The 14,130-nt window shown below is 69.7% G+C and carries 13 protein-coding genes; all 13 read right to left on the bottom strand.

All coding sequences use genetic code 11. The features are described from left to right. Positions 1-4 precede the first annotated feature (4 nt). The 13 genes from atpG to tkt all read right to left on the bottom strand — a co-directional run bounded on the left by atpG (position 5) and on the right by tkt (position 14,120). Positions 5-868 (bottom strand): F0F1 ATP synthase subunit gamma, encoded by an 864-nt coding sequence (gene atpG, locus EDC34_RS05235; protein ID WP_114959779.1) that lies wholly within the window; start codon positions 866-868, stop codon positions 5-7. A gap of 62 nt (positions 869-930) precedes the next feature. Continuing rightward, positions 931-2,481 (bottom strand): F0F1 ATP synthase subunit alpha, encoded by a 1,551-nt coding sequence (atpA, locus tag EDC34_RS05230; RefSeq protein WP_114959780.1) that lies wholly within the window; start codon positions 2,479-2,481, stop codon positions 931-933. A gap of 73 nt (positions 2,482-2,554) precedes the next feature. Next, positions 2,555-3,082 carry a F0F1 ATP synthase subunit delta gene (locus tag EDC34_RS05225; RefSeq protein ID WP_114959781.1) on the bottom strand — a complete coding sequence of 176 codons (528 nt, stop codon included), beginning with the start codon at positions 3,080-3,082 and terminating at the stop codon, positions 2,555-2,557. A gap of 10 nt (positions 3,083-3,092) precedes the next feature. Beyond that, positions 3,093-3,566, bottom strand: coding sequence for a F0F1 ATP synthase subunit B (locus EDC34_RS05220; RefSeq protein ID WP_114959782.1), 474 nt, complete (start codon positions 3,564-3,566; stop codon positions 3,093-3,095). A 124-nt stretch (positions 3,567-3,690) separates the two neighbouring features. Further along, entirely contained in the window at positions 3,691-3,969 is a 279-nt protein-coding gene (atpE, locus tag EDC34_RS05215; protein WP_114959783.1) for a F0F1 ATP synthase subunit C, read from the bottom strand. 79 nt (positions 3,970-4,048) lie between these two features. Beyond that, positions 4,049-4,891 carry a F0F1 ATP synthase subunit A gene (atpB, locus tag EDC34_RS05210; RefSeq protein WP_114959784.1) on the bottom strand — a complete coding sequence of 281 codons (843 nt, stop codon included), beginning with the start codon at positions 4,889-4,891 and terminating at the stop codon, positions 4,049-4,051. Positions 4,892-4,902: 11 nt separating this feature from the next. Further along, on the bottom strand, positions 4,903-5,298 hold the full coding sequence (locus tag EDC34_RS05205) for a hypothetical protein (RefSeq protein ID WP_114959785.1): 396 nt from the start codon (positions 5,296-5,298) through the stop codon (positions 4,903-4,905). Between the two features lie 283 nt (positions 5,299-5,581). Then, entirely contained in the window at positions 5,582-7,396 is a 1,815-nt protein-coding gene (lpdA, locus tag EDC34_RS05200) for a dihydrolipoyl dehydrogenase (protein WP_114959786.1), read from the bottom strand. Between the two features lie 18 nt (positions 7,397-7,414). Next, positions 7,415-8,794, bottom strand: coding sequence for a dihydrolipoyllysine-residue acetyltransferase (gene aceF / locus EDC34_RS05195; RefSeq protein ID WP_114959787.1), 1,380 nt, complete (start codon positions 8,792-8,794; stop codon positions 7,415-7,417). 209 nt (positions 8,795-9,003) lie between these two features. Beyond that, a complete protein-coding gene (locus EDC34_RS05190) occupies positions 9,004-9,480 on the bottom strand; it encodes a copper chaperone PCu(A)C (protein WP_162797680.1) in 477 nt (158 codons plus the stop codon). Between the two features lie 101 nt (positions 9,481-9,581). Beyond that, entirely contained in the window at positions 9,582-11,648 is a 2,067-nt protein-coding gene (locus EDC34_RS05185; protein WP_114959789.1) for a TonB-dependent copper receptor, read from the bottom strand. 57 nt (positions 11,649-11,705) lie between these two features. Next, a complete protein-coding gene (locus tag EDC34_RS05180; RefSeq protein WP_114959790.1) occupies positions 11,706-12,110 on the bottom strand; it encodes a DUF2946 family protein in 405 nt (134 codons plus the stop codon). A gap of 24 nt (positions 12,111-12,134) precedes the next feature. Continuing rightward, entirely contained in the window at positions 12,135-14,120 is a 1,986-nt protein-coding gene (tkt, locus tag EDC34_RS05175) for a transketolase (protein WP_114959791.1), read from the bottom strand. Between the last annotated feature and the right edge of the window lie 10 nt (positions 14,121-14,130).

Genomic DNA, 14,130 nt, shown 5'->3' with positions numbered 1-14,130 from the left:
GGGATCAAACCGCCGCGGCGCCGCCGACGATTTCCGAAATCTCTTGGGTGATCGCCGCCTGACGGGCCTTGTTGTAGACCAGGTTCAGGGTGCCGATCAGCTTGGTCGCGTTGTCGCTGGCGGCCTTCATGGCCACCATGCGCGCGGCGTGCTCGGACGCCACGTTCTCCATCACCGCCTGGTACACCAGCGACTCCACGTAGCGGGTCAGCACGTGTTCCAGCACGCTCTCGGCGTCCGGCTCGTAGATGTAGTCCCAGTCGTGGCGGGCCACCGGGACCTGCGCCGCCGGCAGCGGCAGCAGCTGGTCGAAGGTGGCGCGCTGGGTCATGGTGTTGACGAAGTCGTTGTAGGCCAGGAACACCTTGTCGACGCCGCCCGCGGTGTAGGCATCCAGCATGACCTTGATCACGCCGATCAGCTGCTCGACCTTGGGGGTGTCGCCCAGGTGGGTGACCGAGGCCAGCATGCCGACCTTCACGCGACGGAAGAACACCGAGGCCTTCTGGCCGATGGTGACCACGTCCACCTCGATGCCCTGCTGCTGCAGGGCGCGGAACTCGGCCAGCAGCTTGCGGAACATGTTGTTGTTGAGGCCGCCGGCGAGGCCGCGGTCGGACGACACCACGATGTAGCCCACCCGCTTCACGTCGGCGCGCTGCACCAGGTACGGATGGCGGTACTCGGAATTGGCCTGCGCCAGGTGCCCGATCAGCTGCTTCATCGCCCGCGCGTAGGGACGCGAGGCCTTCATCCGGTCCTGCGCCTTGCGGATCTTGGAGGCCGAGACCATCTCAAGCGCGCGGGTCACCTTGCGGGTGTTCTGCACGCTCTTGATCTTCGTCTTGATTTCGCGTCCGCCAGCCATGCTCGTCTCGTCAGTGTGGATCGACTGCGCGGGTCAGCGACCCGCGCGGGTGCTTCCGGGGCTTACCAGCTACCGGTCGCCTTGAAGTCCTCGATGCCCTTCTTGAACGCGGCCTCGATCTCGTCGTTCCAGTCGCCGGTGGCATCGATCTTCTGCATGAGCTCGCCGGCGGTATTGGCGAAATGCGCCTGCAGGCCGGACTCGAACGCCAGCACCTTGCCCACCGGCACGTCGTCCAGGTAGCCCTTGTCGACCGCGTAGATCGACAGCGCCTGCTGCGCCACCGACATCGGGGCGTACTGCTTCTGCTTCATCAGCTCGGTGACACGCTGGCCGCGCTCCAGCTGCTTGCGGGTGGCGTCATCGAGGTCGGAGGCGAACTGCGCGAACGCCGCCAGCTCGCGGTACTGCGCCAGCGCGATGCGGATGCCGCCGGAGAGCTTCTTCATGATCTTGGTCTGCGCCGCACCACCCACGCGCGACACCGAGATACCCGCGTTCACCGCCGGGCGGATGCCCGAGTTGAACAGGTCGGTTTCGAGGAAGATCTGGCCGTCGGTGATCGAGATCACGTTGGTCGGCACGAATGCGGACACGTCGCCGGCCTGGGTCTCGATGATCGGCAGCGCGGTCAGCGAGCCGCTCTTGCCCTTCACGGCGCCGTTGGTGAAGCGCTCGACGTACTCCTCGGACACGCGCGCGGCGCGCTCCAGCAGGCGGCTGTGCAGGTAGAACACGTCGCCCGGGTAGGCTTCGCGGCCCGGCGGGCGGCGCAGCAGCAGCGAGATCTGGCGGTAGGCCACGGCCTGCTTGGACAGGTCGTCGTAGATGATCAGCGCGTCCTCGCCGCGGTCGCGGAAGTACTCGCCCATGGCGCAGCCGGAGTAGGCGCTGATGTACTGCATCGCGGCCGACTCCGAGGCGGAGGCGGCGACCACGGTGGTGTAAGCCATCGCGCCGTGCTCCTCGAGCTTGCGCACGATGTTGGCAATCGTCGAGTTCTTCTGGCCGATCGCCACGTAGATGCACTTAATGCCGGAGTGCTTCTGGTTGATGATCGCGTCCACCGCCAGCGCGGTCTTGCCGGTCTGGCGGTCGCCGATGATCAGTTCGCGCTGGCCGCGGCCGATCGGGATCATGCTGTCCACCGACTTGTAGCCGGTCTGCACCGGCTGGCTGACCGACTTGCGCCAGATCACGCCCGGGGCGATGGTCTCCACCGGCGAGCTGGTCTTGGCGTCGATCGGGCCCTTGCCGTCGATCGGCTCGCCCAGCGCGTTGACCACGCGGCCCAGCAGCTCGGGGCCGGTCGGCACCGACAGGATCTGGCCGGTGGTCTTGGCGGTGTCGCCCTCGCGCAGGGTCTCGTAGTCGCCCAGCACCACCGCGCCCACCGAGTCACGCTCGAGGTTCAGCGCCAGCGCGTAGGTGCCGCCCGGCAGTTCGATCATCTCGCCCTGCATCACGTCGGCCAGGCCGTGGATGCGCACGATGCCGTCCGAGACCGAGGTCACGGTGCCTTCGTTGCGCGCCTCGGCGGCGAGCTTGACCTTCTCGATGCGGGTCTTGATCAGTTCGCTGATTTCGGACGGGTTGAGCGTGGTGGTGGCCATCTTGGTTTCCTTGGGAGCCTGCGTCGCCGCCGGCCTGTTTCTAGAATTCGGGATAAACGGATTAGTGCGCCGATCAGTGCGCCAACGCCGCCTGCAGGCGGCCCAGCTTGCCCTTGAGCGAGCCATCGATGACGACGTCGCCGGCGTCGATCACCGCACCGCCCAGCAGCGCGGGGTCGACCGCGGTCTCGACCTCGACCTCGCGCCCGAAACGGCGCCGCAGCGCGGCCTTGATCGTCTCCAGCTCGGCCGCCGGCAGCGCCACCGCGGAAGTGACCTTGGCGCGCACCACGCGCTCCGCCTCGAAGCGCAGCTCGTCGAACAGCCCGGCGATCTCCGGCAGCAGCCCCAGCCGGCGGTTGTCGAACAGCAGGCCGAGGAAGTTCGCGAACTCCTCGCCGGCCGCGTCCGGCGCCAGCAGCACCAGGGCATCGTCGCGGGTGAGCTTCGGGTTGCCGAGCAGCGCCGCCACCTGCGGGTCGGCGGCCACGCGCGCGGCGAAGCCGAGCGCGTCCGACCACGCCGGCAGGCGCGAGGCATCGCGCGCCACCGCGAAGGCGGCGCGGGCGTAGGGGCGGGCGAGGGTCATGGCCTGGCTCATGGGTCTTCCCTCAGAGTTGCGCGGCCAGCTCGTCGATCAGCGCCTTCTGGTCGTTGGCGTTGACTTCGCGCTGCAGCAGGCGCTCGGCGCCGCTCACGGCCAGCGCCGCCACCTGCTTGCGCAGCTCTTCCTTGGCGCGGTTGGCGGCGGCCTCGATCTCGGCCTCGGCCAGCGCCTTCTGGCGCGCGGCCTCGGCGATCGCCTCGCTCTTGGCGGCGTCGATCAGCTGGTTGGCGCGCTGGTGCGCCTGCTCGATGATCTCGTTGGCCTTGGCACGGGCGGCCTTGAGCTCCTCGGCCACCTTGGCATCGGCCTGCGCAAGGCTCTTCTGCGCGTTGTCGGCCGCGGCCAGGCCCTCGGCGATCTTCTGCTGGCGATCCTCGATCGCCTGCATCAGCGGCGGCCAGATGAACTTGACGGTGAACCAGATGAGGATCGCGAACGAGATCATCTGGCCCAGCAATGTCATGAAGGTCGGGTTCATGTCGTACCTTGCGTGTCGAACGGACGCCGTGCAGTGGCGCCCGCCTGGGCAACGCCACGGCGGCATGCCGCGGCGCGGTGCAGCGGGCGCACGCGGACCTGCCGCGCACGCCCCGGGCGACCGATCAGGCGCCGGCGGCGGCCTGGACGGCGGCCAGCAGCGGGTTGGCGAACGCGAACATCATCGCCACGCCCACGCCGATCAGGAACGCCGCGTCGATCAGGCCGGCGAGCAGGAACATGCGGCCCTGCAGCATCGGGACCAGCTCCGGCTGGCGGGCGGCGGCCTCGAGGAACTTGCTGCCCATGACACCGATGCCGAGGGCGGCGCCCAGCGCACCCAGGCCGACGATGATGCCGATGGCGACGGCGGTGAAAGCCTGGACGTTGGCGATGAATTCCATGGTGGATCTCCGGTTTTGGTACTGAACTGTTGTGAAGGGGTGGAACGGTGGAAGGTGGAACGCGAAGCCCGGCGGGCCCTCAGTGGTGCTCGTGCGCCATCGACAGATAGACGACGGTCAGCACCATGAAGATGAAGGCCTGCAGCAGGATGATCAGGATGTGGAAGATCGCCCACACCGACTGGAACAGCACGCCGGGCAGGAAGGTGACCCAGGACATGAACAGCCCCGCGATCAGCATGAACACCAGCTCGCCGGCGTACATGTTGCCGAACAGTCGCATGCCCAGGCTGACCGGCTTGGACAGGTATTCGACCAGATTCAGGAACAGGTTCGGCACCGCCAGCACGATCTTGCCGAGCACGCCGTGGGCGTGGAACGGCGCGGTGAACAGCTCCTTGGTGAAGCCCCAGCCGCCCTTGACCTTGATCGAATAGAAAATGATCAGCAGGAACACGGTGAGCGACAGCGCGAACGTGGTGTTGACGTCGGCGGTCGGCACCACGCGCAGGAAGGTGTGGTGCGCCGCCTGCTCGCCGGCGACCGCGGCGATCGTGGCCGAAGGCAGGTCCAGCGGCAGCAGGTCCATCGCATTCATGAACACGACCCAGACGAAGATCGTCAGGGCCAGCGGCGCGATGAAGCGGCGGTCGCCGTGGAAGGTGTCCTTGACCTGGGAATCGACGAACTCGACCACCAGCTCCACGAAGGCCTGGCCCTTGCCCGGCACGCCCGAGGTCGCCTTGCGCGCATACAGCCACAGCCACAGGCAGGCCAGCAGGCCCAGGCCGAGCGCGATGGCCCAGGAATCCAGGTGGAACCCGGCATCGCCAGCGACGGTGATGGTGTTGTGGGTGAGGTGGTGGACGATGTAGCCGGTCAGGCCACCGCCGCCTTCGCCACCTTCGGGAGCCAGCCCCATTGCTTCCAGGATCACGCGTTCGTCCTCGTCGTACTGCGCCTTGCCACGAATCTCATCGACACCAGGAATGCCGCCGCGGCCATCGCCGCACCGGCCAGCACCGGCACCGCCGGCAGCTTCCAGACCGCGATCGCCAGGAACAGCCCGAGCGCGACCACGACCCATTTCGCCAGCGTGCCTAACAACAGGCGCGCCAGCGCCACGCCGCCCCCCGACACGCCACCGCCGAACGCCCCCCAGGCCGCCACCAGGCTACCCAGCGCCAGCGCCCCGCCCCCGGCCAGCGCCGCCAAGGCGGCGCGCGGCCCGATGGTCATGCAGGCAGCGGCGGTCGCCAGCGTGGCGACGGCCTGGAAAGCCACCGCCCGCAGCGCCAGCCGCCAACCTGCCTTGGCGGAGTTCAGCACACAGATGATTCCCGAGCAGGACCAAACGGAGGGTTCGGCATGTCCGCGGGCCGCCGAAGCGCCCCGCGAAGCCGCAAAAGTCTAGCAGCCCGCCCCTGCCCCGGGCAACCGCCAAAGGCGGGCCCGCCGGCCGCGGCGCGGAGCGGGAACTTCGCCGGCCCGCGCGCGGTCGCACAGGCCGCAACCGCCCTTTCCTCGTCGATCCCGGCGGCTGCCGGACGCTCCGGTGCCCCCTGGCCCGGGGCGTTCCGTCACGGCGGCGCCCCTGCCGCGCCGCCTACGGCTACTTGCGCTTGGGCAGGTAGAGATCGGTGATGGTGCCGTCGTACACCTCCGCCGCCATCCCCACCGACTCGCTCAACGTCGGGTGCGGATGGATGGTGTGGCCGATGTCCTCGACCTCGCAGCCCATCTCGATCGCCAGCGCGATCTCGGCGATCAGCTCGCCCGCGTGCACGCCCACGATCCCGCCGCCGATCACGCGGTGGGTGGCTTCGTCGAACACCAGCTTGGTGAAGCCTTCGGTGCGCCCCAGCCCGATCGCGCGGCCCGAGGCCGCCCACGGGAACTTGCCCACGCCGACCTTCAGCCCCTTGGCCTTGGCTTCGGCCTCGGTGACGCCGACCCAGGCGATCTCCGGATCGGTATAGGCCACGCTCGGGATCACCCGCGCCACCCATTCCTTCTTCTCGCCAGAGGCGACCTCGGCCGCCAGCTTGCCTTCGTGGGTGGCCTTGTGCGCCAGCATCGGCTGGCCGACCAGATCGCCGATGGCGAAGATGTGCGGCACGTTGGTGCGCATCTGCGCATCCACCGGGATCAGCCCGCGCTCGGTCACGCGCACGCCGGCCTTCTCGGCATCCAGCTTTGCACCGTTGGCGCTGCGTCCCACCGCCACCAGCACGCGGTCGAACAGCTTCGCCTCAGGGATGGACTCGCCCTCGAACGTGCAGGCAATCCCGTTCTTCTGCGCCTTGGCCTCGACCACCTTGGTCTTGAGGTGGATGGCCACGCCCTGCTGCCTCAAACGATCGGCCAGCGGCTTGACCAGATCGGCGTCCGCGCCGGGGATCAGCTGCGGCATGAACTCGACCACGGTCACCTCGGCGCCCAGCGCGCGATAGACGGTGGCCATCTCCAGCCCGATGATGCCGCCCCCGACCACCAGCAGCTTTTTCGGCACCTCGGCCAGCTGCAGCGCATCGGTGGAATCCATGATGCGCGGATCGCCCCACGGGAAACCCGGCAGCTTCACCGGCTGGCTGCCGGCGGCGATGATGCACTGCCCGAAGCGCAGCCGCTGGACGCTGCCGTCCGCCGCGGCGATCTCCAGTTCGTTCGCGGAGACGAACTTCGCCACGCCCTGCAGCGTGCGCACCTTGCGCTGCTTGGCCATGCCGGCCAGTCCCTTGGTGAGCTGGCCGACCACCTTGTCCTTGTAGGCACGCAGCTTGTCGAGGTGGATCTTCGGCTTGCCGAACTCCACGCCGTAGTCGCCGGCATGCGCCGCCTGCTCGATCACCTCGGCGGCATGCAGCAGCGCCTTCGAGGGAATGCAGCCGACATTGAGGCAGACGCCGCCGAGGGTGGCGTGACGCTCGACCAGCACGGTATCGAGCCCGAGGTCGGCCGCGCGGAAGGCCGCGGTATAGCCGCCGGGGCCGGCACCGATCACCACCAGCGCGCACTCGATGTCGGCCTTGCCGCCGGACGTTGCGGCGGCCTGCGGCGCAGGCGCGCCCTCACGCCCGCTCCCGCCGGGCGAGGGCTGGGGCGAGGGCTCGGGCACGCGTGAAGATTCAGGCCTCGCCGTACCCTCATCCCCTCCCCCGGCGGGAGCGGGGGGCGCGGATTCGCCCGCTGCGGTTTCGATCACCGCGATCACGCTGCCTTCCGACACGGTATCGCCCAGCTTCACCTTCAGCGCCTTGACCACGCCATCGGCCGCCGCCGGCACTTCCATGGTCGCCTTGTCGGATTCCAGCGTGACCAGGCCCTGGTCCTTCTTCACGGTGTCCCCCACCGCGACCAGGATCTCGATCACCGGCACGTTGCTGTGGCCGCCGATGTCGGGCACCTTGCTCTCGATCTCTGCCATGCGCCTTCTCCTTGGATTTCAGAGCATCGCCCGGCGCAGATCGGCCAGCAGCTGCCCCAGATAGCTGGTGAAGCGCGCCGCGGCGGCGCCGTCGATCACGCGGTGGTCATAGCTCAGCGACAGCGGCAGCATCAGGCGCGGCTGGAATTGCGTGCCGTCCCACACCGGCTTGGTCTCCGACTTGGAGACGCCGAGGATGGCCACTTCCGGCGCATTGATGATCGGCGTGAACGCAGTGCCGCCGATCCCGCCCAGCGAGCTGATGGTGAAGCAGCCGCCCTGCATCTGCTCGGGCTTGAGCTTGCCGTCGCGCGCCAGCGCGGCCAGCTCGCCCATCTCGCGGGCGATCTCCAGCACGCCCTTCTGGTCGGCGTCGCGCAGCACCGGCACCACCAGCCCGTTCGGGGTGTCGGCGGCGAAGCCGATGTGGAAGTACTTTTTCAGGACGAGGTTGTCGCCCTCCAGCGAGGCGTTGAAGGTCGGGAACTTCTTCAGCGCCGCCACGCAGGCCTTGATCAGGAAGGCCAGCATGGTGACCTTGCCGGCCTTGCCGGCGGCGATGGCCTTGGCATTTTCGTCGTTGAGGGCGACGCGCAGCGCCTCCAGCTCGGTGATGTCGGCGGCATCGTGCTGGGTGACGTGCGGGATCATCGCCCAGTTGCGCGCGAGGTTCGCGCCGGAAATCTTCTGAATGCGCGACAGCGGCTTGGTCTCGATGGCGCCGAACTTGGCGAAATCGACCTTCGGCCACGGGATCAGGTTCAGCCCGCCGCCAGCGGCCAGCGCCGGCGCGGACGCAGGCGCGCCGCCACCGGCCAGCGCCGCCTTCACGAAGGCCTGCACGTCCTCCTTCATGATCCGGCCGCCGCGCCCCTTGCCCACCACCTGGGCCAGGTCCACGCCCAGCTCGCGCGCGAACAGGCGCACCGCCGGGCTGGCGTAGGGCACTTTCTCGGGCAGCACCGCATCCGCCTCGAACCGCATCGGCGGGATGCCGGGCTGGCCGGGCTCGGCCACCGGGGCCAGCGCCGGCACCGGCGCGCCACTCTCGGCCGGCACCGCGACCGGCGCGGCAGGCGCGGGCTTCGGCGGCTCCTGCGCCGCAGGCTTCGCGGGCGGCGGCGCAGCGGCTGGCGCAGGCGCCGCGGCCGCCGCCTCCGCCACCTCGATCACCGCCACCACCCCGCCCTCGGACACGGTGTCGCCCAGCTTCACCTTCAGCTCGCGCACCACGCCGGCAAACGGCGCGGGCACTTCCATGGTGGCCTTGTCCGATTCCAAGGTGACCAGGCCCTGGTCCTTGGCCACGGTATCGCCCGGCTGCACCAGCAGCTCGATCACGGGGACATCGGTATGCCCGCCGATGTCAGGGACGCGCGCTTCCTTCAGTTCGGCCATGGCCGCCACTCCGCAGCAGGGAAAGCGCTATGGGAACACATCCCGCCGCGCCCGACAAATCGACCGTGGCGGAATTTCAATTTTCACCCGGGTCATTTATTCGAAGGCGCAGAAACGCCTCGAAAACCCACCGCATCCGGCCCGCAGCAGGCATTCCACCCCCGGCAAAACCCGCCCGCGCCGACCGTCGCCGCCGCGGGCAGGCCCGTTCAACGCGCGCCCAGGGCGCGCACCTGGAAGGTCACCGGCACCGCGCCGGCACGCTCGAACACCAGCGTGGCCGGCACCTGCATCTCCGCCTCCAGCGCGCGACGCGGCTGGATGAACATCAGGTGATAGCTGCCCGGCTTGAGCTGCACCTGCCCATGCGCAGGCACCACCAAACCATCGGGCAGCGCGCGCATGCGCATCACCCCGCCCTCGCTGCGGGTCTCGTGCAGCTCCACCCGCGCCGCCTCGGGGCTGTCCACCCGCAGCAGGCGGTCGTCCTGCGCGGTGGGGTTCACCAGGGTCATGAAGCCGCCGGCCACCTTGGCGCCGGGCGGGGTGGCGCGCATCCACGCCTCCTGCACCTGCACCGCCGGCTTGCCGCCCGCCAGCGCCGGCAATGCCAGTGCCAGCGCCAGCCCTCCTGCGGCGAGCCGGCCCATGCCGGCCCAAGTCTTGCTGCCATTGCTCTTGTCCATCGTGTGTCCTCGCTTGCAGGCACCGCCGCCGTCTGGCGGGGTGCGGTGTCGGGAAGCGCCGGCCGCCGCCAGCGCGATAGGCCGCATCGGCAGTGTGCGCCTCACGGCGTGAAGTTGAGCTTCAGCCACAGGGTGCGGCCGGGCTCGTTGATCCGCACCGGCAGCGCGGGATAGCCGAAATCGGCGCTGCCGGCGAGGTTCAGGTGCTCGCTGTAGGCGCGATCGAACAGGTTATCGATGCCGGCGGTGAGCTGCACGCGGTCGCTCACGCGATAGCCACCGTTGAGCGCGAACGTGGCGAACCCGGCGCTGGGGCCGAGATCGCGACCGACCACGTTGCCCTGGTCCGGGGCCACCCGGTCCTGGCGGGCGACGACCCGCAGCAGCGCGCCTGCGCTCCAGCGGCCGTTGTCCCAGGCCGCGCTCAGCCGCCCTTCCAGCGGCGTCATCTGCGGCAGCGCGGTGCCGGCCGTGGTGTTCGCGCCCCAAGCCCAGGCGAGGCTGCCGCCCAGGGTCCAGTCCCGCCACGGACGCAATTCGCCGCCGGCCTCCGCACCGTGGATGCGCGCATCGACGTTGGTGGCGCGGCTGGTGGTGCCCATCATCCCGCCCGGCAGGTAGGTGAACAGGATGTAGTCGTCGATGCGCCCGGCGTAGGCGGAGACCCAGGCATCCACGCGCTTGCCGCGGTACTGCGCGCCGACATCCAGCTGGGTGGTCTTCTCCGGCCGGATGCCGGCAAACGCGTTCGGCGCGCCCATCGGCCCCATGTTGGGCGAAATGAGCTCCCAGTAGTCGGGCATGCGCGCGGTGTGTCCCACGCCGGCGTACCAACCGAAGCCGCTGCCGGCGATGTCGCGCTCGTAGCGGATGAAACCTGCGGGCAAGGTTTCGCGCCGGGTCTGGCCGAAGGTGGGATTGGGCATCGCCATCATTCCGGCGGTGGCGCGCAGATCAGTGGCTTGCGCACGATCCACGCGCGCACCGGCGATCACGTGCTGGCCCGCGGCCAGCGCCCAGCGCCCTTCGGCGAAGGCACCGGTGTCGCGCAGGTTGGCATCGCGCTGCCACGGCAGGGCCAGATAAGCCCCGCGCCCGCTGGCGCTGCGCTGGCGGTGGCGGCTGGTCTGGGCGTCCAGCCCGGCGGTGAGCTCGAATCCGGCCCAGGCCCACTGCGCCGCGACACGCCCGCCCTCGGTGGTGCGCGCGACGTTGGAGGCCATCGGCATCGGCATCGGCCCCATCGGGTTCGGATCGCGCAGGGTGTAGTTGTCCATCACGTGGTCGGCTTCGTTGCGGTACAGGCTGGCCTCCAGCTTGCGCAGAGCGCCATGGAAGGTTTTCTCGAAACGCAGGCCCAGGCTGTCGCGCCGGAACTGCGAGCCATCCATGCTGCGCCCGGCATAGCGGGCGATGCCGTTGCCGGTGCCTGCCGAGAGCTCGAGCAGGGTGTCGGCATCCGGCGTCCAGCCGAGCCCCAGGTCGGCATTCCACTTGCGCCACTTCGACGGCACCACGTCGCCGTTGCCGTCGCGGTAGTCGCCGGACTCGGAGCGGTTGGCGGTCATCCGCGCATAGCCCATAGGCGCGCCCGCGGCGGCGTCCAGCATTTGGTCGTTGCGGCCGAAGCTGCCGCCCAGCAGGCTGCCCTGCACCCGCGCACCGGGCGCATCGAAGCGCGGCGTCTCGCGCTGGAAGCGCACCGTGCCGGCGGACGCGCCCGGGCCCCACAGCACGGTCTGCGGACCCTTGACCACGGTCAGGCGGTCGTAGGTTTCCGGCGCCACGTAGGACAGCGGATTGTCCATCCGTGCCGGGCAAGCACCGGGCATCGCGCCATCGTTGGTCAGCAGGTTCAGGCGCGAACCGAACATGCCGCGCAGCACCGGATCGCCGTTGGTGCCACCGTTGCGCAGGGCGGTGAAGCCGGGAATGGTCTTGAGGTAGTCGGCACCGTCGCTGGCCGGCACCGGCTGGCGCGGCAGCTTGGGATCGGTTTCGAAGGTCAGCGGCTGGGTGGGCGTGCCGATCACCACCACGCGATCAAGCGTCTTGGCGTCGGGCGTGCCGTCGGCGGCAGCGGCAGCGAGGGGGAACAGCGCAAGCGAGAGCGCGCACGCAAGCGCGCGGCGCGACGGACGCACCGTCGCGGAACGGAAGGAAGGCATGGAACACTCCAAATCACGAGGATGCGGGGGCGGCGCCCCACGGGAAGACGTCGTGGTTCAGAGCAGGATCGGCGGCCCCCGTGCGCCGAGGCCGCGCAGGCATGGCGGCGCGTGCGGTATGGGGCGCGCGCCCGATGGCAGCAAGGCACGCGGCTGCTCCGGCAGCAGCAAGGCCAGCATCGCCAGCGCCAGCGGCGCGAGCGAGGCCAGCAGCGGGCAGTAGGCGCAGTAGTCGTCCGGCATCGCGCCGGACGGCGCGGGCGCCTTGCCCGCATCGTCCAGCAGGCGGGCCGGCTTCATCGCCAGCCCGTCCAGGGTGCACATCGCCAGCACCGCATCCGGCAAGCCCTGCGCCCGGCTTTCCAGCCAGCGGCTGACGGTCGGCATCACCGCCACCAGCAGGACGGCCGCCAGTGCCAGGCGGGCCATCCAGGCGTGGAACGGGCGGGAGCGCAGGATCATGCGGCGGGAAGTCTCGCGCGCGGCTCAGAGCGCGTTGATGACCTCGATCAAGCGCTCGACGGTGAGGCCGAAGTGCGGGAACAGCGCCTCGGCCGGCGCGCTGGCACCGAAGGTGTCGATGCCGACCACCGCGCCGTCCAGGCCCACGTACTGGCGCCAGAAGCCGGTGACACCGGCTTCCACGGCCACCCGCTTGCGGCAGGCCTTGGGCAGCACCGCCTCGCGGTAGGCCGCGTCCTGGCGCTCGAACACGTTGGTCGAGGGCATCGACACCACGCGCACCTTCTCGCCCAGCGCCTGTGCGGCCTGCATTGCCAGCCCGACTTCGCTGCCGGTGGCGATGAGGATGATCTCCGGCGCGCCCACGCTGTCCTTGAGCACGTAGCCGCCGCGCGCGATCGATGCCACCTGCTCTGGCGTCCGCACCTGATGCGGCAGGGTCTGGCGGCTGAACACCAGGCAGGAGGGGCCATTGGCGCGTGCGATCGCCGCCTTCCACGCCACCGCCGATTCCACCGCATCGCAAGGCCGCCAGACGTCGTTGTTCGGGATCTGGCGCAACGAGGCCAGGTGCTCCACCGGCTGGTGGGTGGGGCCGTCCTCGCCGAGGCCGATGGAGTCGTGGGTGTAGACGTGGATCGCGCGCACGTCCATCAGCGCGCTCATGCGCACCGCGTTGCGCGCGTAGTCGCTGAACACCAGGAAGGTGGCGTCATACGGGATGAAGCCGCCGTGCAAGGCCAGGCCGTTGCCGATCGCGGTCATGCCGAACTCGCGCACGCCGTAGTAGACGTAGTTGGCGTCCGGGTCGCTGCCGGCCACCGACTTGCTGCCCTTCCACAAGGTCAGGTTGGAATGGGCGAGGTCGGCCGAGCCGCCCACCAGCTCCGGCAGCAGCGGCGCGAAGGCCTCGATGGCGTTCTGCGAGGCCTTGCGGCTGGCGATCACCGGACCATCCTGCTGCAGCTTGGCGATGAAGGCATCGGCCGCGACCTCGAACCCGGCCGGCAGCGCGCCGGACAGGCGGCGCTCGAACTCGGCGGCAGCGTCCGGATACGCGGCCTTGTAGGCGGCGAAGCGGGCGCTCCATTCGGCCTCGTCGGCGGCGCGGTCGCGCGCGCGCCAGCCGGCATAGATCTCGGCCGGGATCTCGAACGGCGCATGCGCCCAGCCCAGCGCCTCGCGGGTGGCGGCCACCTCGTCCTTGCCCAGCGGCGCACCGTGGCTGGACTCCTTGCCGGCCTTGTTCGGCGAGCCAAAGCCAATCGTGGTGCGGCAGCAGATCAGAGTCGGCTTGCCGGTGGATTTCAGTGCGGTCTCGATGGCGGTCTTGATCTCCACCGGGTCGTGCCCGTCCACGCCGCGGATCACGTTCCAGCCGTAGGCCTCGAACCGCTTCGGGGTGTCATCGGTGAACCAGCCGTCGGTATTGCCGTCGATGCTGATGTGGTTGTCGTCCCAGAATGCGACCAGCTTGCCCAGGCCCCAGGTGCCGGCCAGCGAGGCCGCTTCATGGCTGATGCCCTCCATCAGGCAGCCATCGCCCAGGAACACCCAGGTGCGGTGATCGACGATGGTGTGGCCGTCGCGGTTGAAGCGCTGCGCCAGCAGCTTTTCCGCCAGCGCGAAGCCGACCGCATTGGCCAGCCCCTGGCCGAGCGGGCCGGTGGTGGTCTCCACGCCCGGGGTGACGTGGTTCTCCGGATGGCCCGGGGTGCGGCTGCCGAGCTGGCGGAAGCGCTTGAGCTCGTCGATCGGCAGGTCGAACCCGGCCAGGTGCAGCAGCGCGTACTGCAGCATCGAACCGTGGCCGTTGGAGAGCACGAAGCGGTCGCGGTCGGCCCAACCGGGGTTGGCCGGGTTCACCTTCAGGTAGTCGTTCCACAGCACCTCGGCGATGTCGGCCATGCCCATCGGCATGCCCGGATGGCCGGAGTTGGCGGCCTGCACCGCGTCGATGGCGAGGAAACGGATGGCGTTGGCAAGGTCGCGGCGGCTGGGCGTCGTCATGGCGGAAGGC

The sequence above is a fragment of the Thermomonas haemolytica genome (assembly GCF_004346265.1).
In the GTDB taxonomy this organism is placed as follows: Bacteria; Pseudomonadota; Gammaproteobacteria; order Xanthomonadales; family Xanthomonadaceae; genus Thermomonas; species Thermomonas haemolytica.
The sequence above is the reverse complement of the archived record's forward strand: the minus strand, read 5'-3'. Positions and strand labels throughout refer to the sequence as shown.

What these genes read in the sequence shown, in the direction of transcription:
- tkt (WP_114959791.1), bottom strand. Translation starts at nt 14,120, where the DNA reads ATGACGACGCCCAGCCGCCGCGACCTTGCCAACGCCATCCGTTTCCTC.
- atpE (WP_114959783.1), bottom strand. Translation starts at nt 3,969, where the DNA reads ATGGAATTCATCGCCAACGTCCAGGCTTTCACCGCCGTCGCCATCGGC.
- atpA (WP_114959780.1), bottom strand. Translation starts at nt 2,481, where the DNA reads ATGGCCACCACCACGCTCAACCCGTCCGAAATCAGCGAACTGATCAAG.
- EDC34_RS05190 (WP_162797680.1), bottom strand. Translation starts at nt 9,480, where the DNA reads ATGGACAAGAGCAATGGCAGCAAGACTTGGGCCGGCATGGGCCGGCTC.
- atpG (WP_114959779.1), bottom strand. Translation starts at nt 868, where the DNA reads ATGGCTGGCGGACGCGAAATCAAGACGAAGATCAAGAGCGTGCAGAAC.
- EDC34_RS05225 (WP_114959781.1), bottom strand. Translation starts at nt 3,082, where the DNA reads ATGAGCCAGGCCATGACCCTCGCCCGCCCCTACGCCCGCGCCGCCTTC.
- atpB (WP_114959784.1), bottom strand. Translation starts at nt 4,891, where the DNA reads ATGGGGCTGGCTCCCGAAGGTGGCGAAGGCGGCGGTGGCCTGACCGGC.
- EDC34_RS05220 (WP_114959782.1), bottom strand. Translation starts at nt 3,566, where the DNA reads ATGAACCCGACCTTCATGACATTGCTGGGCCAGATGATCTCGTTCGCG.
- aceF (WP_114959787.1), bottom strand. Translation starts at nt 8,794, where the DNA reads ATGGCCGAACTGAAGGAAGCGCGCGTCCCTGACATCGGCGGGCATACC.
- EDC34_RS05180 (WP_114959790.1), bottom strand. Translation starts at nt 12,110, where the DNA reads ATGATCCTGCGCTCCCGCCCGTTCCACGCCTGGATGGCCCGCCTGGCA.
- lpdA (WP_114959786.1), bottom strand. Translation starts at nt 7,396, where the DNA reads ATGGCAGAGATCGAGAGCAAGGTGCCCGACATCGGCGGCCACAGCAAC.
- EDC34_RS05185 (WP_114959789.1), bottom strand. Translation starts at nt 11,648, where the DNA reads ATGCCTTCCTTCCGTTCCGCGACGGTGCGTCCGTCGCGCCGCGCGCTT.